Source organism: Actibacterium sp., assembly GCF_055134745.1.
Genome location: NZ_JBSRVX010000009.1, coordinates 1 through 17959 on the forward strand (window position 1 = coordinate 1; position 17959 = coordinate 17959).

Below are 17959 nucleotides of genomic sequence, written 5' to 3' on the forward strand. Positions count from 1 at the left end.
TGATCTCACGGCCACGCCGGAACTGGAACCGCCCGAAATCATGATGGCGCCGTCTTTTTCGATCATCGACTTGGCGCTGGCGCGTGCGGCATCCGATTTGGTCTGGGTGTCGCCGGTGACATAGGCGACCTTCTTGCCCAGAATGCCGTTGCCCTGCAGCGCCTTGGACGAGAACGTGTTCAGGCAGCCGCCATCGCCTTCGCCGTTCAGATGCTCGACCGCCAGCTGAAACGCGCGCAGCTCGTCCGCGCCCTCATCCGCATAGGGGCCGGTCTGCGGCACGTTGAAGCCCAGCGTCACGGTGCCGCCCGTGGGCGCATTGGTAAAGGCCGCGGCCGAGGACGCGGTAAAGATCGTCGGCAGGGCAAGGCCAGCCCCGGCAACCGCGCCGGTCTTCAGCATCCCCCGACGTGTCAGGTTAGAGTTGGACATGGATTCCTCCCATTTTCTGGATGCTGTCCCCCGCCTCCTCTGCGCGGTCCAGATCCTTTACAACGTGGCGCCATTATCCGAAAAAATTAGAAAAAAACGCAATAAATGCTTTCATTAAAACAATAATTTTGTAAATATATACACAATGCAATTGCGGAAACTGTAAATAAATTCTCGCGCAACCGCAGAAAGGCCTTGGAAACAGTGGGGTTTTGCATATGCCGCGCAGCGCTTTGACGGGAACGCGAATCCGCGAAAGGCGGATCGCGCAGGGAATGCGCCAGGCGGATCTGGCGGGCAGGGCGGGCATATCGGCATCCTATCTGAATCTGATCGAACACAACCGGCGCAGAATCGGCGGCAAGCTGGTGCTGGCGCTGGCGGATGCGCTGGGGGTCGATCCGGCGGCATTGACCGAAGGCGCGGATGCCGCCTTGCTGGAATGGCTGCGCATGGCGGCCGCACGCGCGCAAGACCTGCAGCCCGAACTGCCATTGGCCGAGGATTTCGCACGCCGCTTTCCCGGCTGGGCCGGATTGCTGGCCGATCGGTACCAAAGGGTGGCGGAACTGGAACGAATGGTCGAAACCCTGTCCGACCGGCTGACGCATGACCCGCTCGTTTCTGCCGCGCTGCATGATCTGCTGTCGGCGGTCACCGCGATCCGGTCGACCGCCGCCATCCTGACCGATACCACCGATCTGGACCGCGACTGGCAGGCCCGTTTCCTGCGCAACCTGCGCGAGGACAGCCGCCGTGTCACCGGCGGGGCGCAGGCGCTGGTCAATTATCTGGACAGCGAACAGCGGCAAGACCGCCCGGGAACCCCCCAGGATGAGCTGGACGCCTTTGTGGCGGCGCGTGACTTTCACTTTCCCGAACTGGAGTCGGACAGGCCGGCCGATATTGATGCGCTGATCGCCGCCGCCCCCCAGCTGGCCAGCGCGCCGGCGCGCGCGATGGCCGGGGCCTGGCTGGCGCAATACCATGCCGATGCGCGCCGGTTGCCGGCGCAGGCTTTTACCGATGCGGCACGTCAGACCCCTGATCCCGGCCTTCTGGCAAATCACTTCGCCATCGACGCCATCACCGTGTTTCGCCGTCTGGCCTGCCTGGCCGCCACAACCGCCGACGAGGTGGGGCTGGCCATCTGCGATGCCTCGGGCACGCTTGTCTTTCGCAAGCCATTGCCCGGCTTTACCTTGCCCCGTTTCGGGGCGTCCTGCCCGCTTTGGCCATTGTATCAGGCGCTGTCCCAGCCGGGTATGCCGGTGCGGGCGCTGGTCGAACAACCCGCCAGCCCGCCCCGGTATTTCCAGACCTTCGCTATCTGTCAGCCGGTGGCGCCGGGTGCCTTTGACGCGCCGCCGGTGCTGCAATCGGCCATGCTCATTCGTCCTGCCGCCGCCGAAGGCCCGGCCCGGCCCATCGGAATCAGTTGCCGCATCTGCCCGCGCGTCGACTGCACCGCGCGGCGCGAGCCTTCGATCCTGGCCGGCGGGCTGTGAGCCCGGGTGCGGTCGTGGCCAAGTGTATCCGTGCCTGCGGCCCGGATAGAAGAGTATTTCGGCCAAGGTGACAGGAACAGGCCGTCTGTCATCACCTTGGCGAAAATACTCGGCCAACGCGTAAATTTTGACTTGGCCCCTGTTGTCGGCAATAGTCGGCGCAACAAGAACAATAAGCTGCAAAAATGGGGGGAGACAGATGGGCCGTGATGTCCTTCTGATCGAGGATGAGCCGAATATCAGCGAGGCCATCCGGTTCATATTATCGCGCGACGGCTGGTCGGTCAGAACCCATTCCAACGGGGGAACAGCGCTGCAGGCCGTTCGCGAACAACGGCCCGATCTGGTGATACTGGATGTGATGCTGCCCGGGCGCAGCGGCTTTGATATCCTGCGCGATCTGCGCGCGGGCGCCGATACCGAAAATCTGCCGGTTCTGATGCTGACCGCAAAGGGGCAGGCGCGCGACCGTGAACTGGCGGAACGGCTGGGCGTCAGCCGTTTCATGACAAAACCGTTTTCCAATGCCGAGGTGCTGGAAACGGTGCGCGCCCTGGTCGGCCCGTGAAACCGCCGCCGCGCCCGCTGTTTCTGGAACGCCAGAATTACCGCACCCGGCGGATGATGGATATGTCGCGGCTGCTGCCGGTGCTGGGGCTGTTGCTGTTCGTCTTGCCGCTGTTGCGCCAGTCGGGCGGGCAGGGGCAGTTGATGCCGCAAATGCTGTTCATCTTCCTGTCCTGGCTTGGACTGGTCATCTGTGCCGCCCTGCTGTCGCGCCGTCTGAGCCGCGCCGCGCAAGAACCGGGCGATACCGGAGAACCGCGTTGATTGCGTTCAACATGCTGGTGGCGGTCTGTATCGCCTATGTGGCGGGGCTGTTCGTGGTGGCCTTCGTGGCCGAACGCCGCGCAGCGCGCGGGCGCGAGGGCTGGCTGCGCTCGCCCATGGTCTATACGCTGTCGCTGTCGGTCTATTGTACGGCCTGGACCTTTTACGGCGCGGTGGGATATGCCGCGCGCTCGGGGCTGGAATTTGTTACGATCTATCTGGGTCCGACACTGGTTCTGGTCGGCTGGTGGTGGGTGCTGCGCAAACTGGTGCGCATCGGCAAGACCCAGCGGATCACCTCGATCGCCGATCTGATCTCGTCGCGCTATGGCAAATCGAATGCGCTGGGCGTGATCGTGACCTTGTTGGCCGTGGTGGGCACCACCCCCTATATCGCCTTGCAGTTGCAATCGGTGACATTGTCGTTTTCGGTATTCGCGCAGGCCGGAGGGCTGGATGCCTCGACCGACCTGAACGCGACCGCGTTATGGGTGGCCGCGGGTCTGGCGCTGTTCACCATCCTGTTCGGCACCCGCAATCTGGATGCCAATGAACGTCATCATGGCGTCGTCACCGCAATTGCCGTCGAGGCGGTGGTCAAGCTGGTTGCGCTGCTGGCGGTTGGGGTCTTCGTCGTCTGGGGGCTGGCCACCGGACCGCTGGACATGGCCCAGCGCATCGCCGCCTCGCCGATTGCCGAAACGCGGCTGCTGCCGGCGCGCTGGGTCGCGCTGACGGGGCTGTCGGCAGCGGCCATCCTGACCCTGCCGCGCATGTTTCAGGTGCTGGTGGTTGAAAATGCCGACGAGCGCCATCTGGCAACCGCATCCTGGGCCTTTCCGCTGTATCTGTTCCTGATGAGCCTGTTCGTGCTGCCTATCGCGGTGATGGGCCTGTCGTCGCTGCCCGCTGGGGCAAACCCCGATCTGTTCGTGTTGACACTGCCGCTGCATCACAATCAGGAAGGGTTGGCGACGCTGGCCTTTCTGGGCGGGTTTTCCTCGGCCACCTCGATGGTGATCGTGGCGGCGATCGCGCTGTCGACGATGGTGTCGAACCATATCGTGATGCCGCTGTGGCTGAACTGGCGCCAGGGCGGGGCAACGGTGTCGGGCGATCTGCGGCAACTGGTTCTGCTGGCGCGGCGGGTGTCGATCGGCGGCGTGTTGGTGCTGGGCTATCTGTATTTCCGTCTGACCGGCGGATCAGAGGCGCTGGCGGCCATCGGGCTGATTTCCTTTACCGGTGTGGCGCAGGTTCTGCCGGCGCTGCTGGGCGGGATCTTCTGGCGGGGGGCCACGCGGCGGGGAGCGGTGGCCGGGCTGCTGATCGGTTTTGCGGTTTGGGCCTATGCATTGTTCCTGCCAAGTTTCGGCCCGGGCGCGGTGATGGGCCCCGACCTGCTGGCCAATGGCCCCTGGGGGATCGGCTGGCTGCGCCCGCAGGCCCTGTTCGGCATTGCCGGGATGGAACCGCTGGTGCATGCGATTTTCTGGTCGATGACCCTGAACACCATGGCGTTTTTCGCGGTGTCGCTGGCCGGGTTCCCGTCACCGATGGAGCGTCTGCAAGGCGCGCAATTTGTCAATGTCTTCGATCATTCGGTGGCCCGGCCCGGCTGGGCGCAAGGCGCGGCCGAGGCCGAAGACCTGTTGATGATGTCGCAACGCATATTGGGCCCCGACCAGGCCCAGACGCTGTTTCAGCAGGCCGCGCGCAGCCAGGGCAAGGCCGGATATCTGCCAGATACCACGCCCGCCTTTCTGGAGGCGCTGGAACGCGCGCTGGCCGGATCGGTGGGCGCGGCCACGGCCCATGCGATGGTGGGCCAGATCGTCGGGCGATCCTCGGTTTCGGTCGAAGATCTGATGGCCGTGGCGGACGAAGCCGCGCAGATCATGGAATATTCCAGCCAGCTGGAGGCCAAATCGGCCGAACTGACCCGCACCGCCCGCCAGTTGCGCGATGCCAATGACAAGCTGACCGAACTGTCGGTGCAAAAGGACAGCTTCCTGTCGCAGATCAGCCATGAACTGCGCACGCCGATGACCTCGATCCGCGCGTTTTCCGAAATTCTTATGTCTGAGGGCGGGATGGAACCCGCCGCGCAGCAGAAATATGCCCGCATCATCAACGAGGAAGGCCTGCGTCTGACACGGCTTCTGGACGATCTGCTGGAGCTGAGCGTGCTGGAAAACGGTCAGGTCAATTTGAACATGCGACCTGTCAGCCTGCGTGATCTGATCGACCGCGCCGTGGCCGCGACCATGCCGCCCGGGATTGACCGGCTGACCATCCGGCGCGACAGGCAGACCGAGGATGTGATCCTGACCACCGATGGCGACCGGCTGGCGCAGGTCTTCATCAACCTGATCGCCAATGCGCGCAAATATTGCGATGCCGCACGGCCCGAACTGCGCATCGTGGTGCGACAGGATGCCGTGAATGTTTCGGTTGATTTCATTGATAACGGGCGCGGAATACCGCCACGCGGTCAGGTGATCATCTTCGAGAAATTCGCGCGCCTGTCCGAAGGGGCCGAAGGCGGCGGTGCCGGGCTGGGCCTGGCGATCTGCCGCGAGATCGTCGCCCGTCTTGGCGGTCAGATCGCCTATCTTCCCGGGCAGGGCGGGGCGGCGTTCCGCATCGTCCTGCCCCGCGGGCTGTAACCCTTTGTGAACCAATTCGCGCCTAGATGGCCGGGAACGGTATCGCGGGGTGTTATGGCACAAGAAGGGCATTCGGATATCCTGCGCCGCAAGATCGGGCAGGGCGGGCATGGCACCGCGCGCCCGGCGCAGGCGCGGCCGGTCGTGGATGGCGACAGGGTTTTTGACCGTGCGATTGCACGCGCGGCACAGGAAGAACTGGCGCTGGAATTGCGGGTGACGGGCCAGGGCGAAAGCCGGGCATCGGCTGACGATCTGGCGGGGCTGGCCGGCGATCATGCGCTGATGGTGCTGCTGGACGGGCCCGACGGGGTTGGGGCGCTGCTGATCCTGTCCGCCCCACTGGTGCAGGCGCTGGTGATGCAGCGCATCGCGGGGCGCGTTGCCCTGGCCGGCGGCAGCGCCGCGCCGCGCAGCCCCACGCGCATCGATGCGGACCTGACGCGCGACCTGATCGACAGGGTGCTGGCAGAACTGGGCGGGGCCGACCCGGCGGTGGCCGGGTTTCACTATGCCGGGTTTGTATCCGATCCGCGCCTGTTGCGGTTTTCACTGTCAGGGGCGGCGTTTCGTGTCCTGCGGATACAGCTTGTCTGTGACGGCATGCCCGATGGTGGGGTCATGTCGCTGATCCTGCCCCTGGCGGCCGATGTGGCACCACCGCCGGCGGCAAGGGGCGACAGCGCCGGCATGACCCTGCGCCCGGCGGTGCTGGCCGCGCCGATCGCGCTGGATGCGGTTCTGGCGCGGTTCGGTGTGCCGCTTTCGCGGGTTGTGGGGTTGTCGGTGGGTGATGTCCTGCCGCTCGCGCCGCAGGCGCTGGACAGCGTGCGGATCGAAACCGCAGACCGGGTTCTGGTCGCCACGGGCCGTTTGGGCCAGATGCAGGGCGCGCGCGCGGTGCGCGTGACCGCCACGACCGAACTTGACACTCGCAAATCCGCGCCCGCGGGCGCGCAGGCCGGCGCGCCCGCGGCCATCGCCACGGCCTAGGACGGCGCCGGTGCGGCCATGCGGCGGCGGATCGGAACGGCGGCCAGCATCCCCGCGATCATCGCCACCGCGAATATCCAGTGCCCTGACCCGCCATAGGTCAACGAGGCCAGCGCCGGGCCGGGGCACAGCCCCGCCAGCCCCCAGCCCGCCCCGAACAGGACCGACCCGATCACCAGATCGCGGCCGATTTCGGGGGCGGGCAAGACCGGGAAATCACCGCCCAGCACCGGCTTGCGTCCGCGGCTGTAGACCCAGGCGATGGCCATCGGGATGATCGCGCCGCCCATCACGAAGGCCAGCGTCGGATCCCAGTCGCCGAACACATCCAGCCAGCCCTGAACCTTGGCGGTATCGGTCATGCCCGAAACGAACAGCCCCGCCCCAAACAGCGCGCCCGCCAGCAATGCGAAAAGGTTGCGCATCAGATCACCCCCAGCCAGTGGCGGAACAGAACCATCACGATGCCCCCCGCCAGAATATAAAACACGGTCGCCACAATGCCACGCAGCGACAGCCGCGACATGCCGCACACCCCATGCCCCGAGGTGCAGCCATTGGCCAGCCGCGTGCCGATGCCGACCATCAATCCGGCGATGACGATCACCGCGACATTGCCGGTCATATGCGTATCGACCGACCGATACAGCGGATACAAGATGAATGGCATCGCGATCGTGCCCGCGATAAAGGCCACGCGTTCCCATATCGTGCCGCGTCCGGTTCCATCGACCAGCCCGCCCAGAATGCCGCTGGCCCCCATGATCCGCCCGTTGACCAGCAGATATACCGCCCCGCCCGACCCGATCAGCAATCCGCCGATCAGGCCCCAGATCCAGTCTGTCTGAATCACTCTTGCTCTCCCCGGAATCGTCTTGGTTGAAAGGTTGTTACAGCTTGTTCACTGGTATTTTCAGATAGGATGTCCCGTTGTCTTCGGGTTCGGGCATCCGACCTGCACGCATATTGACCTGCAGCGATGGCATGATCAGGCGGGGCATGTCCAGTGTCGCGTCACGCGCCGTGCGCATCTTGACAAAGTCGTTCTTGTCCTTGCCGACGCCGACATGCACGTTCCTGGCCTTCTGCTCGCCCACCGTCGATTCCCAGGCATAGGTATCGCGCCCCGGCGCCATATAATCATGGCCGACAAAGATGCGGGTCTCATCGGGCAGCGACAGGATCTTTTGCACCGAGTCATACATGACTTCGGCCGAGCCGCCGGGGAAATCGCAGCGCGCCGTGCCGAAATCGGGCATGAACAGAGTATCGCCCACAAAGGCGGCATCCCCGATGACATAGGTCAGGCAGGCCGGCGTATGGCCCGGCGTGTGCAGAACGTCGCCCCGCAACTGACCGATGTGGAAACTGTCGCCGTCGCGGAACAACTGGTCGAACTGGCTGCCGTCGCGTTGAAATTCGGTGCCCTCGTTGAAGACCTTGCCAAAGGTGTCCTGCACGATGCGGATATTCTCGCCGATGCCGATCTTGCCGCCCAGATGCTGTTGCAGATAAGGCGCCGCCGACAGGTGATCGGCATGAACGTGGGTTTCCAGAATCCATTCGGTCTTGAGGTTGTTTTCCTTGACCCAGGCAATGATCGCATCGGCAGAGGCGGTATCGGTCCGGCCCGCCGCATAGTCGAAATCCAGAACCGAATCGACGATCGCAATACTGTCAGAATTCGGATCTCGTACCACATAGGACACCGTGTTGGTGGCTTCGTCGAAAAACGCTTTCACTTCGGGTGACATCGGGTCGCTCCTTTTGCTGGTTCCTGCAAACATATGCGAGATATTATATGTGTTTCAATGCTTCGAAGAAAAGAATTGATGTGCATCAAGGCAAATCTTCATGCAGGCTGGGATGATGCCACGAATATAAAGGAGGCGACAGGCATGGTCAGCATCGAAACACGCAGGAAAACCCTTGAAAACCGTTTGGCCGAACTTGATCGCCGGTTGCACGGGATCGAAGACGAACTGGATTCGCATCAATCGCGCGATTGGGAGGAACTGGCCGTCGAACGTGAAGAGGACGAGGTGCTGGAAGGTATCGGCGCCTCGGGTCTGGCCGAGATGGAACAGATCCGGGCGGCACTGGCCCGCATCGCGGATGGCAGCTATGGTGCTTGCGTGAAATGCGGCGACCAGATCGCCGAACAGCGACTGGACATTCTGCCGGCCACGCCTTTTTGCAGCCGCTGCGCGTCGTGAGCGGCACATATCCCCCAGGAGGATCGAATGGCTTTTGAACAGCTCAAGGCCGGAATCGCCATGATTCTGGAAGAAATTGAAAAGCGCCCTGAAGACCGGCATATTCTGCAGGAACAACTGCGAGAGAAGATATCGGAAATGCGATCGCTTGGCCTGGTGGTGCCAAACGATATTCTCGCGCTTGAAGACGCCCTCGAAGACGATGACTCGGACGATTTGTTCGACGATATGCCGGTCTAGACCAATTCCAATCTGCCGAAAGGCATGCAAGCTATTGCGATTTGTTTCGCTGCGGATACAAATGGTGGCACTCGTGCCGGGGAACGCTGCAGGTTTTGCACGCCCGGCACAGGCGACAGGATCCGGGGTGCCATGGGCGAGTTTGTGCAATCAGAGATATCGGATGACGGGATCGTCCGCATTCTGCTGAACGGGCCGCCGGAAACGGTTCTGACCCAGCCCCAGCGTGCGGCACTGGCTGCTGCATTCAAACGGGCGGCGGCCCTTCCCGCGGCGCGGGCCGTGGTCTTGCTGGTGGGGCGGCGTGACCTTGCGCCGGGCTTTGGCCTGGCCCGGCCCGAAGAGATGGCCGAGGCGCCCAGCCTGGCCGGTCTGGCCAACAGGATAGAGGATATGCCCGTGCCGGTCATCATCGCGCTGTCGGGCAGCGCCCTGTCGGCGGGGCTGGAACTGGCGCTGGCCGCGCATTACCGGCTGGCCGGTTCAGACAGTTATTTCGCCGCGCCCGAGATTCGGCTGGGGCTGATGCCGCAGGCTGGCGGCACCATCCGGCTGGCGCGGCTGATCGGCCCGTCGGCGGCGTTGCAGATGATGCTTGGCGGTCAGGCGATCGGTGCCGCCGAAGCCCTGCGCCTTGGTCTGGTCGATCGCCTGGCCGAGGGGCATATCGACGATGCGGCCATGGTCTTTGCCCGCCACCTGATCGACCAAGGGGGCGGCCCGCGCCCGACCTTGCAGCGGAATGAATGGTTGCGGGACGGGGCGGCCTATCAGCGGGCCGTCGCGCAACAGCGTGACCGGCTTTCCGCACATGCGACCGTGGCGCCGCGCCATATCGTCGATTGCGTCGAGGCCGCGCAACTGCTGACCCCCGCCGCCGCGCTGGAGTTCGAGGCCACCGCCTTTGCCGATTGTCTGGCCTCGGATGCCTCGATCGCGCTGCGCTATCTGACGCGCGCCGAACAGCGCCTGGCACGCGCGCACACGTCCCGCCCCATGGCGCATCTGGCTGTTGACGGGGTCGATGCCCGCTGGGTGCGCGCCGGGCTGGACATAGGGGCGACCGTGGCGCTGGCCGCGCCCGATCCGCTGCTGGCGGCGGCCACCGGCGAAGAGGTGATTGCCGGTTACGACAAAGCTGTCGCCGGCCGGGCCCTGTCGCCCGAACAGCGCGACATGCGCCTGGCCCGGCTTGATATCGAAACCGGCGTCGCGGGGCTGGCGCGCGCCGATCTGGTTCTGGCAGGCGATGTCGTGTGGACGCAGGCCGCCGAACATCGCGCGCGGGGGGCCGCCTTCGCGGTTGTCGCGCAAATGGCCACGCCTGATATCCTGGCACCCGCCCTGCCGCCAGAGGCTGTCATCCTTCTGGAAGGGGGCGATCCCGCGGGACGCCTGACCGAGGTTCTGACCGGCCCCCAGACCCCGCCCGCGGCATTGGGCCTGATCACCGATTTCCTGCGTCGCGCCCGTCGGGTGCCGGTGGTCAGCGAGGCAGCCGATGGCGGAATAGGGTCGGCGATTTGGGGCGCGCTGGGCTGGGTGATCCGCGACCTTGTGGCCCAGGGCTGCAACCCCGACATGATCGAATCCGTCCTCAAGGGCCACGGAATGTCCCGCGCGCCGATCGCGGCCTTCCTGTCGGAACCGGCCGCTGCGCAAGGACGCGGCTTTTCCACCGAAGATATCTGGCTGCGCTGCGTCGCGGGTATGGCAAATGCCGGGGCGCTGCTGGTCGAGGCCGGCATAGCCCGCCACCCATCCGATATCGACCTGGTGCTGGTGCACGGATACGGCTTTCCCGCCTGGCTGGGCGGGCCGATGCTGATGGCCGACCAGATCGGCCTTTTGCGCCTGCGCAACACCCTGCGCGCCTTCAGCGACGAAAACCCCGAATTCTGGACCCCTTCACAACTGTTCGACGACCTGATCAAGAACGGCCGCAAATTCGGCGATCTCGACCCGCGCTAAGGCGCGGATAGGGTGGGCATACCGTTTGGTTGTCAGCAGCTGCGAGTTGCGACCCGCTGCGAGGCTTGCCTGCCGTCAGTTGGATCGTGCCGCGCAAGGGCAAACCCTGCGCCAAGGGGCTGTTTCTGCGGGTGTTGACGCCGACGCCGCCCACTTGATTGTGGGTAGCCCCGAAATCTGTTTCCAAGGTCGTCCAGGGGCCAATTTGCAAGCTGACTGCAATGGTCGCTGCGAAGCGGGGGGTGTCGTATTGCTAGCTAGTCGCTGTAGCGTTCTTTCATTTCTTGAAGCATTCGATTTAGTTCGCCTATCCGACTAATTGTGACTGACTCTAATTGGCTTGCATAGACAAGCGGTGCCATTGATCCGTCTTCAAACTCTGTTGCGGCAAATTCCGCCTGTGATTTCGCATAGGCTTCCCAAATGGATTGCGTCTTTTCCAATATCGAAATTTGCGGCGTTTCCATCCAACCTGACCGTTTCAAAGCGATTATGGCGCGTTCCATCTGTTGTTGTGCCACATCGGCGCGGCGGTCCGCTTCCATGTTCATTTCGGCTTGGGTCATATATGTGCTATCAATAATTTCGACAGCATTTTCGACAAACGCTTCTTGCTGACTTGTGAGCACACTTAAGAATTGTGCAGCGTCGTCGCGAGCGTGTTTTGCTAGGTTCGGGTCTTTTCCTAGCGTTTTCAATCTGTCCATGATTTCTAAAGTCAGAATATTTTCTTCGATATTCGCTTTTCTGCGAGCGGCGGGGATGAAGCGGTTAATCCATTCGGTGCTGGCGGGCATGAATACCGAGCGAAACAGGTCCGCTACAAACCCAAGGAGGAAGCCGACAAGCCATTCCATAACTATTCCCCACATTGATTTGAGTAAACCTATGGAAAGTCATTGCGTCGTACAATCCGCGTCTAATGCCTATTGGCGGATCATAAATGCGGACCGGAAAGCATGCAGCCCGCAACCGATCGCGCAAAAACCGTCACTAGATTGGCAATAGAAATCCCTGATCTGGAATTCATTGAATAATTTCAAAGGGCAAGTGGCGGAGAGACAGGGATTCGAACCCTGGGAACCCTTGCAGGCTCAACGGTTTTCGAGACCGCCCCGTTCGACCACTCCGGCACCTCTCCGCGCTGGTGGGTCGTGAGCGCGGGATTTAGTGCCAACCGCGCGGCGGTGCAACCGGTATTTTTCACCCGGGGCGCGAAGAATGATCGGGCTGCGATCCGGCGGAGTGTGGTGTCAGGCGGTGCCGCTGGCGGGCCGGGACGCAGGATATGCGACATTATTCCGCCGTCATCGCCCGTTTGCGCCGCAACCAACTTGGATTCAGGCCGGGCCGGGCCTAGGTTATGACGCAGGCGCGATGCGCCGGCCAATCCGGGGTGCCACATGTTCAAGTCCCTTCGATACATATTCCTGATCGTGCTGCTGGCGTCGCCCCTGCGGGCCGGCACGCCAGAGCAGTTGCAAACGCTGCTGTCGGCGCTGCGGATGGAAGAGCTGATGCAGATCATGGCCGAAGAGGGCGCCGAGCATGGCAAGACCATGGAGCAGACGATGTTCGCGGGCCGTGGCGGGGCGCGCTGGGCGCAGATGGTCGCCGCGATCTATGATCCGGCGCAGATGCAGATTGTGATGTCTGATGAAATGCAGGCCGGACTGGCCGATACCGATCTGACGCCGCTGATCGCATTCCTGACCTCGGACAGGGGCGCGCGGATCATCAAGCTGGAACTGGCGGCGCGGCGCGCCCTGATGGACCCGGCGCTGGAACAGGCCGCGCAGGACCGGCTGGAAGACATGCAGGCCGATCGTGATCCGCGCCTGGCGCTGCTGAGCCGGTTTTCCCGCGCAAATGACCTGATCGAGATGAACGTAACCGGCGCGATGAACGCCAATCTTGCCTTTTATTCGGGTCTGGCGGCGGGCGGGGCGATGCCATCCGACCTGTCCGAGGGCGATTTGCTGGACATGGTCTGGGCCCAAGAGGACGAGTTGCGCGCCGATACCGGCGACTGGCTGGCCAGCTATCTGATGCTGGCCTATGACCCGCTGTCCGATGAGGATCTGGGCGCCTATATCGACCTGTCCGAAACACCCGGCGGGCAGGCGCTGAACCGGGCGATGTTCGCGGCCTTCGACGTGCTGCTGGTGGGGATTTCCCATGATCTGGGGCAGGGGGCCGCGCAGTTCATGCTGGGGCAGGATATCTGAGCACGGCACTTGACTTGGCGCCGGGGATCGCGGATAAGCCGCACTCTCTGAAAGGCGCGGCTTTTCGGAGTCGTCATATAATACATGTGCCGCAGGGCCATGATCCAATCACGCCCTCGAATCGGGGCGCGCTGTCCGAAGGCGCCATTGGCACCGAACGCCGCGCAAGCGGGGCCGCAGGACGCGGTGTAAAAAGGAAGATACGATGTTTGCGGTCCTCAAGACCGGTGGCAAGCAATACAAGGTTCAGTCCGGCGATGTGCTTCGCGTGGAAAAACTGGCCGCTGCCGCAGGTGAAAAAGTTCAGTTCAACGAGATTCTGATGGTGGGGGGCCAGGTCGGCACGCCCATGATCGCCGGTGCGGCCGTGCAGGCCGAGGTGATCGACCAGATCAAGGGTGAGAAAGTCATCCATTACGTCAAGCGCCGCCGGAAACATTCCAGCCAGCGCACCAAGGGCCACCGCCAGCAGCTGACGCTGTTGCGCGTGACCGACATTCTGGAAACGGGTGCAGACGCATCGGGCATCAAGGCTGCGATCGGTGCCGCCTCTGCCCCCGCCGCTGCTGCTGCCCCGGTCGCCGCGCCGAAAAAAGCCGCCAGGAAGGCCGCCCCCAAGGCAGCCGCAGGCGCGGATGATCTGAAGGTGCTGTCGGGCGTCGGCCCCGCACTTGAGAAAAAGCTGCACGAAAACGGCGTGACCACTTTCGCCCAGATCGCGGCCTGGACCGATGCCGATGTGGCCGAGATGGACGAAAAACTGTCGTTCAAAGGCCGGATCGAGCGTGAGGGCTGGATCGCGCAGGCTGCGGCGCTGGTCAAAGAACAGGAGTAACAACAGATGGCACACAAAAAAGCAGGCGGTTCATCCCGCAACGGTCGCGACTCTGCCGGACGCCGTCTGGGCGTCAAGAAATTCGGTGGCGAAGCCGTGATTCCGGGCAATATCCTGGTGCGTCAGCGCGGCACGAAATGGTGGCCGGGCGAAAATGTCGGCATGGGCAAGGATCACACCCTGTTCGCCGTCGCCGAAGGCGCCGTGAGCTTTCACAAAGGCCTGAAAGGCCGCACCTTTATTTCGGTTCTCCCGGTGGCGGAGGCCGCAGAGTAAGCCGAAACCCTTGGTAAAGAATATGGGGATCGGTGAAATGCCGGTCCCCTTTTGTATTTGTTAACAGGTGCCTGATATGGGCCAGCATAAGGCCGCGTTTGCGGGGCCGGGGCTTGCAGGAACGGGCGTGACTCACTTGCCCGATGCGCGCATTGTCCCCATCTCGGTGGACAGGGTGCCGGTTTCCCGCCATGGCGGGACCGTTTTATCGGCGCTTTTGCGGCCTAAAACCGTATCGCGCCCCTATATGCTTTTCAGAGGAGGGAAGGCATGAAGATGGATTCGATCGTGAACCAGCCGGTTATTGCCACGGAACGGTTCAACCTGCGCCCGGTGCGCAAATCCGATGCCGGATTGTTGAACATGTATGCCGGCGATTTGCGGGTGGCGCGTTTCACCCGTTCGATCCCGCATCCCCTGCCGCCCGGCGCGACAGAGGCCTTCGTTGCCCGCGCCCAGTCCGATACCCGTGCCGAAGATATCTGGGTCATGGATGGATCGGATCACGGCCTGTCAGAAGTTCTGGGCGTGATCGGCCTGGAGCGGATGGAGCGTGACCAGTCCGAAATCGGATATTGGGTGGCGCCCGCCTTCTGGAATACCGGCATCGCGTCGCAGGCCGTCGGGGCCTTGCTGGCCGCCAATCCGCAGGGCGCGAAAACCATCTTTGCCGAAGTGTTTCAGGACAATCCCGGTTCGGCCCGCGTGCTGACCAATGCAGGCTTCGAATATATCGGCGATGCCGAGGCCTATTGCGTATCGCGCGGGGCCAAGGTCGCGACCTGGACCTATCTGAAAAAGCTGACCTGACGGCGTTGACGCGGGCCCGGTTGGGCCCCGTTCGACCGCGCCACAGACCCCTTCCAGGCCCGCATGGCCCCTGCGAAGGGGCTTGAGACCGCGCCGCATTGGGTCTATCGACAATCGACCCAGCCAAAGGCCACAGTGCGATGAAATTTCTTGACCTAGCCAAAGTGTATATCCGCTCGGGCAGCGGTGGCGGCGGCTGTGTCAGTTTCCGGCGCGAGAAGTTCGTGGAATTCGGCGGGCCCAATGGTGGCGATGGCGGCTGTGGCGGCGATGTCTGGGCGGTGGCGGTTGACGGGCTGAACACGCTGATCGACTTTCGCTATCAGCAGCATTTCTTTGCCCAGAACGGGCAGGGCGGCGCCGGCCAGCAGCGCACCGGCAAGGATGGCGACGATATCATCCTGCGCGTGCCCGTGGGCACCGAAATTCTGGATGAAGACGAGGAAACCGTTCTGGCCGACATGACCGAACTGGGCCAGCGCGTGCTGTTGGCCAAGGGCGGCAATGGCGGCTTTGGCAACGCGCATTTCAAGACCTCGGTCAATCAGGCACCGCGCCGGGCCAATCCGGGGCAGGAAGGCGTCGAACGCACGATCTGGCTGCGGCTGAAGCTGATCGCCGATGCCGGGTTGCTGGGCCTGCCCAATGCCGGCAAATCGACCTTTCTGGCGGCCACGTCGAACGCCCGCCCCAAGATCGCCGATTATCCCTTTACCACGCTGCACCCCAATCTGGGGGTGGTCGGTGTCGACGGCGCCGAATTCGTCATCGCCGATATTCCCGGCCTGATCGAGGGCGCGCATCTGGGCTATGGTCTGGGCACCCAGTTTCTGGGCCATGTCGAACGCTGCGCGGTGCTGCTGCATCTGGTCGATGGCACATCCGAAGATGTCGCGCAGGATTGCCAGACCATCGTTGCCGAGCTGGAGGCCTATGGCGGCCATCTGGCCGACAAGCCGCGCGTGACGGTGCTGAACAAGATCGACGCACTGGATGACGACGAGCGCACTGACAAGCTGGCGCAGTTGCAGGCGGTGGCGGCGGGGCAGGTGCTGATGATGTCGGGCGTCACCGGCGAAGGCGTGACCGAGGTGCTGCGCGCCTTGCGGGCGCAGATCTCACAAGACAGGCTGCGGATGAAAGCGGCGTCGCAGGAGCCCGAGAAATGGCATCCCTGACGGCGGCGAAGCGGCTGGTGGTCAAGATCGGGTCGGCCCTTCTGGTCGATCGCGACACCGGCGCGCTGCGATCCGACTGGCTGGCGGCGCTGGCCGCCGATGTGGCCGAAATCAAGGGTCGTGGCACCGATGTCATTCTGGTGTCGTCTGGGTCGATCGCATTGGGCCGCGCGGTGCTGCGCCTGCCCGCGGGGCCGCTGGCGCTGGAACAGTCGCAGGCGGCGGCGGCTGTCGGGCAGATCCGGCTGGCACGCGCCTATGAAGAGGTTCTGGCCCCCTTTGGCATCGTAACCGGTCAGGTGCTGATGACACTGGAAGACACCACCGACCGGCGCCGCTATCTGAATTCGCGCAATACGATGGAACAACTGGTCAGCTTTGGCGTGGTGCCGATCGTGAATGAAAACGACACCATCGCCACAGACGAGATCCGCTTTGGCGACAATGACCGGCTGGCCGCGCAGGTGGCGGTGACGGTGGGCGCAGATCAGCTGGTGCTGCTGTCGGATGTGGACGGGTTCTATACCGCCAGCCCGGCGCTGGACCCCGCCGCGCGCCGGTTCGATGTGATCGAGGACATCACGCCGCAGATTGAGGCGATGGCGGGCGATGCCGCATCGGCCCTGTCACGCGGCGGCATGAAGACCAAGCTGATCGCGGCCAAGACCGCTACCGGCGCGGGTTGTGCCATGGCCATCACCCAGGGTGCGGTGATGAACCCGCTGGCCGCCCTGGCCGCCGGGGCCAATGCCACATGGTTCCTGCCCAAGGACGACCCGCAAACGGCGCGCAAGCGTTGGATCGCCGCGATGAAGACGCGGGGCGAGATCATCGTCGATGCAGGCGCCGCGGGCGCGTTGCATCGCGGCAAGTCGCTGTTGCCTGCCGGTGTGACCGGGGTTTCCGGCACGTTCGGGCGGGGCGATCCGGTGGCGATCGTCGATGCGGGCGGGGCGGTGCTGGGCAAGGGGCTGACGCGCTATACCGCCGCCGAGGTCAAGGCGATCAAGGGCTGTCAGTCGCGTGACATTCAGGCCATTCTGGGCTATCCGGGGCGGGCCGCGCTTATCCATCGCGACGATATGGTGATTTGAGCGCGGATGCCTGCGGCGCGAGTATTTGGGCCAAGAAGAAGGGCCGGGCGATGAAAGACATGAACGATATTCCTGCGATGATGGCAGATATCGGCGCGCGCGCGCGGGCGGCGGCGGCTGAACTGGCCTGGGCCGATTCCGGGCGCAAGGCGGCGGCGCTGCTGGCGGCGGGCGATATGGTATGGGCCCGGCGGGCCGAGATCATCGCCGCCAATGCAAAAGATCAGGCCTTTGGCGCCGACAAGGGGCTGAGCCCGGCGATGATGGACCGGCTGGCGCTGGACGAGGGCCGTATTCGCGGTATCGTGGATGGCTTGCGCGCCGTGGCGGCACAGGACGATCCGGTGGGGCAGGTCATCGCCGATTGGAATATGCCCTCGGGGTTGAATATTCGCCGGGTGCGCACGCCGCTGGGCGTGATTGGTGTGATTTATGAAAGCCGCCCCAATGTGACGGCGGATGCGGGCGCGCTGTGCCTGAAATCGGGCAATGCGGTGATTTTGCGCGGCGGGTCGGAAAGTTTTCATTCCAGCGCGCTGATCCATGACTGCATGGTTGCGGGGCTGAAACAGGCCGGGTTGCCGGTGGATGCGATCCAGCTGGTGCCGACGCGCGACCGGGCGGCGGTGTCGGAAATGCTGCGCGCGACGCAATATATCGACGTGATCGTGCCGCGCG

The 17959-nt window shown here is 63.6% G+C and carries 20 protein-coding genes and 1 tRNA gene; 15 read left to right on the forward strand and 6 right to left on the reverse strand.

Translation table 11 applies throughout. The features are described 5' to 3' along the window. Nucleotides 1-432, reverse strand: a 432-nt coding sequence (locus ACTCHC_RS01585) for an ABC transporter substrate-binding protein (protein ID WP_463020695.1), incomplete at its 3' end; no start/stop codon positions are given. Nucleotides 433-650: 218 nt separating this feature from the next. On the opposite strand from ACTCHC_RS01585, the gene ACTCHC_RS01590 reads away from it, so the two are divergent. The 5 genes from ACTCHC_RS01590 to ACTCHC_RS01610 all read left to right on the forward strand — a co-directional run bounded on the left by ACTCHC_RS01590 (nucleotide 651) and on the right by ACTCHC_RS01610 (nucleotide 6433). After that, nucleotides 651-1940, forward strand: coding sequence for a short-chain fatty acyl-CoA regulator family protein (locus ACTCHC_RS01590; RefSeq protein WP_463020696.1), 1290 nt, complete (start codon nucleotides 651-653; stop codon nucleotides 1938-1940). A gap of 199 nt (nucleotides 1941-2139) precedes the next feature. Next, a complete protein-coding gene (locus tag ACTCHC_RS01595; protein ID WP_463020697.1) occupies nucleotides 2140-2508 on the forward strand; it encodes a response regulator transcription factor in 369 nt (122 codons plus the stop codon). Beyond that, a complete protein-coding gene (locus ACTCHC_RS01600) occupies nucleotides 2505-2771 on the forward strand; it encodes a hypothetical protein (RefSeq protein WP_463020698.1) in 267 nt (88 codons plus the stop codon). The genes ACTCHC_RS01595 and ACTCHC_RS01600 overlap by 4 nt, the downstream gene beginning before the upstream one ends. Further along, entirely contained in the window at nucleotides 2771-5440 is a 2670-nt protein-coding gene (locus ACTCHC_RS01605) for an ATP-binding protein (protein WP_463020713.1), read from the forward strand. The genes ACTCHC_RS01600 and ACTCHC_RS01605 overlap by 1 nt, the downstream gene beginning before the upstream one ends. A 54-nt stretch (nucleotides 5441-5494) precedes the next feature. Continuing rightward, nucleotides 5495-6433, forward strand: coding sequence for a FliM/FliN family flagellar motor switch protein (locus tag ACTCHC_RS01610; protein WP_463020699.1), 939 nt, complete (start codon nucleotides 5495-5497; stop codon nucleotides 6431-6433). Here ACTCHC_RS01610 and ACTCHC_RS01615 read toward each other — a convergent pair. The 3 genes from ACTCHC_RS01615 to ACTCHC_RS01625 are packed head-to-tail and all read right to left on the reverse strand — an operon-like array spanning nucleotide 6430 to nucleotide 8187. Then, on the reverse strand, nucleotides 6430-6858 hold the full coding sequence (locus ACTCHC_RS01615; RefSeq protein WP_463020700.1) for a DUF6691 family protein: 429 nt from the start codon (nucleotides 6856-6858) through the stop codon (nucleotides 6430-6432). The two genes, ACTCHC_RS01610 and ACTCHC_RS01615, sit on opposite strands and share 4 nt — an antisense overlap. After that, nucleotides 6858-7283, reverse strand: coding sequence for a YeeE/YedE family protein (locus ACTCHC_RS01620; protein ID WP_463020714.1), 426 nt, complete (start codon nucleotides 7281-7283; stop codon nucleotides 6858-6860). The genes ACTCHC_RS01615 and ACTCHC_RS01620 overlap by 1 nt, the downstream gene beginning before the upstream one ends. Nucleotides 7284-7323: 40 nt before the next feature. Continuing rightward, nucleotides 7324-8187: an MBL fold metallo-hydrolase gene (locus ACTCHC_RS01625; protein ID WP_463020701.1), complete on the reverse strand. Its 864-nt coding sequence runs from the start codon at nucleotides 8185-8187 to the stop codon at nucleotides 7324-7326. 144 nt (nucleotides 8188-8331) lie between these two features. Between ACTCHC_RS01625 and ACTCHC_RS01630 the strand changes: the two genes are divergently transcribed. From ACTCHC_RS01630 to ACTCHC_RS01640, 3 genes are all read left to right on the forward strand, one after another. Then, a complete protein-coding gene (locus tag ACTCHC_RS01630) occupies nucleotides 8332-8649 on the forward strand; it encodes a TraR/DksA family transcriptional regulator (RefSeq protein ID WP_463020702.1) in 318 nt (105 codons plus the stop codon). A 27-nt stretch (nucleotides 8650-8676) separates the two neighbouring features. Beyond that, a complete protein-coding gene (locus tag ACTCHC_RS01635) occupies nucleotides 8677-8889 on the forward strand; it encodes a hypothetical protein (RefSeq protein WP_463020703.1) in 213 nt (70 codons plus the stop codon). 132 nt (nucleotides 8890-9021) lie between these two features. Next, nucleotides 9022-10860: an enoyl-CoA hydratase-related protein gene (locus tag ACTCHC_RS01640; RefSeq protein WP_463020704.1), complete on the forward strand. Its 1839-nt coding sequence runs from the start codon at nucleotides 9022-9024 to the stop codon at nucleotides 10858-10860. Between the two features lie 257 nt (nucleotides 10861-11117). On the opposite strand, the gene ACTCHC_RS01645 is transcribed toward ACTCHC_RS01640, so the two are convergent. Then, complete coding sequence (locus tag ACTCHC_RS01645) at nucleotides 11118-11717, reverse strand: lysozyme inhibitor LprI family protein (RefSeq protein WP_463020705.1); 600 nt, start codon at nucleotides 11715-11717, stop codon at nucleotides 11118-11120. Between the two features lie 194 nt (nucleotides 11718-11911). Further along, a tRNA-Ser gene (locus ACTCHC_RS01650) sits at nucleotides 11912-12001 on the reverse strand. Between the two features lie 262 nt (nucleotides 12002-12263). On the opposite strand from ACTCHC_RS01650, the gene ACTCHC_RS01655 reads away from it, so the two are divergent. The 7 genes from ACTCHC_RS01655 to ACTCHC_RS01685 form a co-directional block, all read left to right on the forward strand. Further along, a complete protein-coding gene (locus ACTCHC_RS01655; RefSeq protein WP_463020706.1) occupies nucleotides 12264-13088 on the forward strand; it encodes a DUF2059 domain-containing protein in 825 nt (274 codons plus the stop codon). 205 nt (nucleotides 13089-13293) lie between these two features. Further along, nucleotides 13294-13923 carry a 50S ribosomal protein L21 gene (locus ACTCHC_RS01660; RefSeq protein ID WP_463020707.1) on the forward strand — a complete coding sequence of 210 codons (630 nt, stop codon included), beginning with the start codon at nucleotides 13294-13296 and terminating at the stop codon, nucleotides 13921-13923. Nucleotides 13924-13929: 6 nt separating this feature from the next. Continuing rightward, nucleotides 13930-14199 (forward strand): 50S ribosomal protein L27, encoded by a 270-nt coding sequence (rpmA, locus tag ACTCHC_RS01665; RefSeq protein ID WP_463020708.1) that lies wholly within the window; start codon nucleotides 13930-13932, stop codon nucleotides 14197-14199. 270 nt (nucleotides 14200-14469) lie between these two features. Further along, a complete protein-coding gene (locus tag ACTCHC_RS01670; protein ID WP_463020709.1) occupies nucleotides 14470-15009 on the forward strand; it encodes a GNAT family N-acetyltransferase in 540 nt (179 codons plus the stop codon). A gap of 140 nt (nucleotides 15010-15149) precedes the next feature. Further along, entirely contained in the window at nucleotides 15150-16187 is a 1038-nt protein-coding gene (gene obgE / locus ACTCHC_RS01675; RefSeq protein WP_463020710.1) for a GTPase ObgE, read from the forward strand. Next, nucleotides 16175-17281, forward strand: coding sequence for a glutamate 5-kinase (gene proB, locus ACTCHC_RS01680; protein WP_463020711.1), 1107 nt, complete (start codon nucleotides 16175-16177; stop codon nucleotides 17279-17281). The genes obgE and proB overlap by 13 nt, the downstream gene beginning before the upstream one ends. Before the next feature lie 50 nt (nucleotides 17282-17331). After that, a partial coding sequence (locus tag ACTCHC_RS01685) for an aldehyde dehydrogenase family protein (RefSeq protein WP_463020712.1) occupies nucleotides 17332-17959 on the forward strand: 628 nt, incomplete at its 3' end.

What these genes read in the sequence shown, in the direction of transcription:
- ACTCHC_RS01590 (WP_463020696.1), top strand. Translation starts at nt 651, where the DNA reads ATGCCGCGCAGCGCTTTGACGGGAACGCGAATCCGCGAAAGGCGGATC.
- rpmA (WP_463020708.1), top strand. Translation starts at nt 13,930, where the DNA reads ATGGCACACAAAAAAGCAGGCGGTTCATCCCGCAACGGTCGCGACTCT.
- ACTCHC_RS01670 (WP_463020709.1), top strand. Translation starts at nt 14,470, where the DNA reads ATGAAGATGGATTCGATCGTGAACCAGCCGGTTATTGCCACGGAACGG.
- ACTCHC_RS01630 (WP_463020702.1), top strand. Translation starts at nt 8,332, where the DNA reads ATGGTCAGCATCGAAACACGCAGGAAAACCCTTGAAAACCGTTTGGCC.
- ACTCHC_RS01615 (WP_463020700.1), bottom strand. Translation starts at nt 6,858, where the DNA reads ATGCGCAACCTTTTCGCATTGCTGGCGGGCGCGCTGTTTGGGGCGGGG.
- ACTCHC_RS01610 (WP_463020699.1), top strand. Translation starts at nt 5,495, where the DNA reads ATGGCACAAGAAGGGCATTCGGATATCCTGCGCCGCAAGATCGGGCAG.
- ACTCHC_RS01635 (WP_463020703.1), top strand. Translation starts at nt 8,677, where the DNA reads ATGGCTTTTGAACAGCTCAAGGCCGGAATCGCCATGATTCTGGAAGAA.
- ACTCHC_RS01595 (WP_463020697.1), top strand. Translation starts at nt 2,140, where the DNA reads ATGGGCCGTGATGTCCTTCTGATCGAGGATGAGCCGAATATCAGCGAG.
- ACTCHC_RS01645 (WP_463020705.1), bottom strand. Translation starts at nt 11,717, where the DNA reads ATGGAATGGCTTGTCGGCTTCCTCCTTGGGTTTGTAGCGGACCTGTTT.
- ACTCHC_RS01640 (WP_463020704.1), top strand. Translation starts at nt 9,022, where the DNA reads ATGGGCGAGTTTGTGCAATCAGAGATATCGGATGACGGGATCGTCCGC.
- proB (WP_463020711.1), top strand. Translation starts at nt 16,175, where the DNA reads ATGGCATCCCTGACGGCGGCGAAGCGGCTGGTGGTCAAGATCGGGTCG.
- ACTCHC_RS01660 (WP_463020707.1), top strand. Translation starts at nt 13,294, where the DNA reads ATGTTTGCGGTCCTCAAGACCGGTGGCAAGCAATACAAGGTTCAGTCC.
- ACTCHC_RS01625 (WP_463020701.1), bottom strand. Translation starts at nt 8,187, where the DNA reads ATGTCACCCGAAGTGAAAGCGTTTTTCGACGAAGCCACCAACACGGTG.
- ACTCHC_RS01655 (WP_463020706.1), top strand. Translation starts at nt 12,264, where the DNA reads ATGTTCAAGTCCCTTCGATACATATTCCTGATCGTGCTGCTGGCGTCG.
- obgE (WP_463020710.1), top strand. Translation starts at nt 15,150, where the DNA reads ATGAAATTTCTTGACCTAGCCAAAGTGTATATCCGCTCGGGCAGCGGT.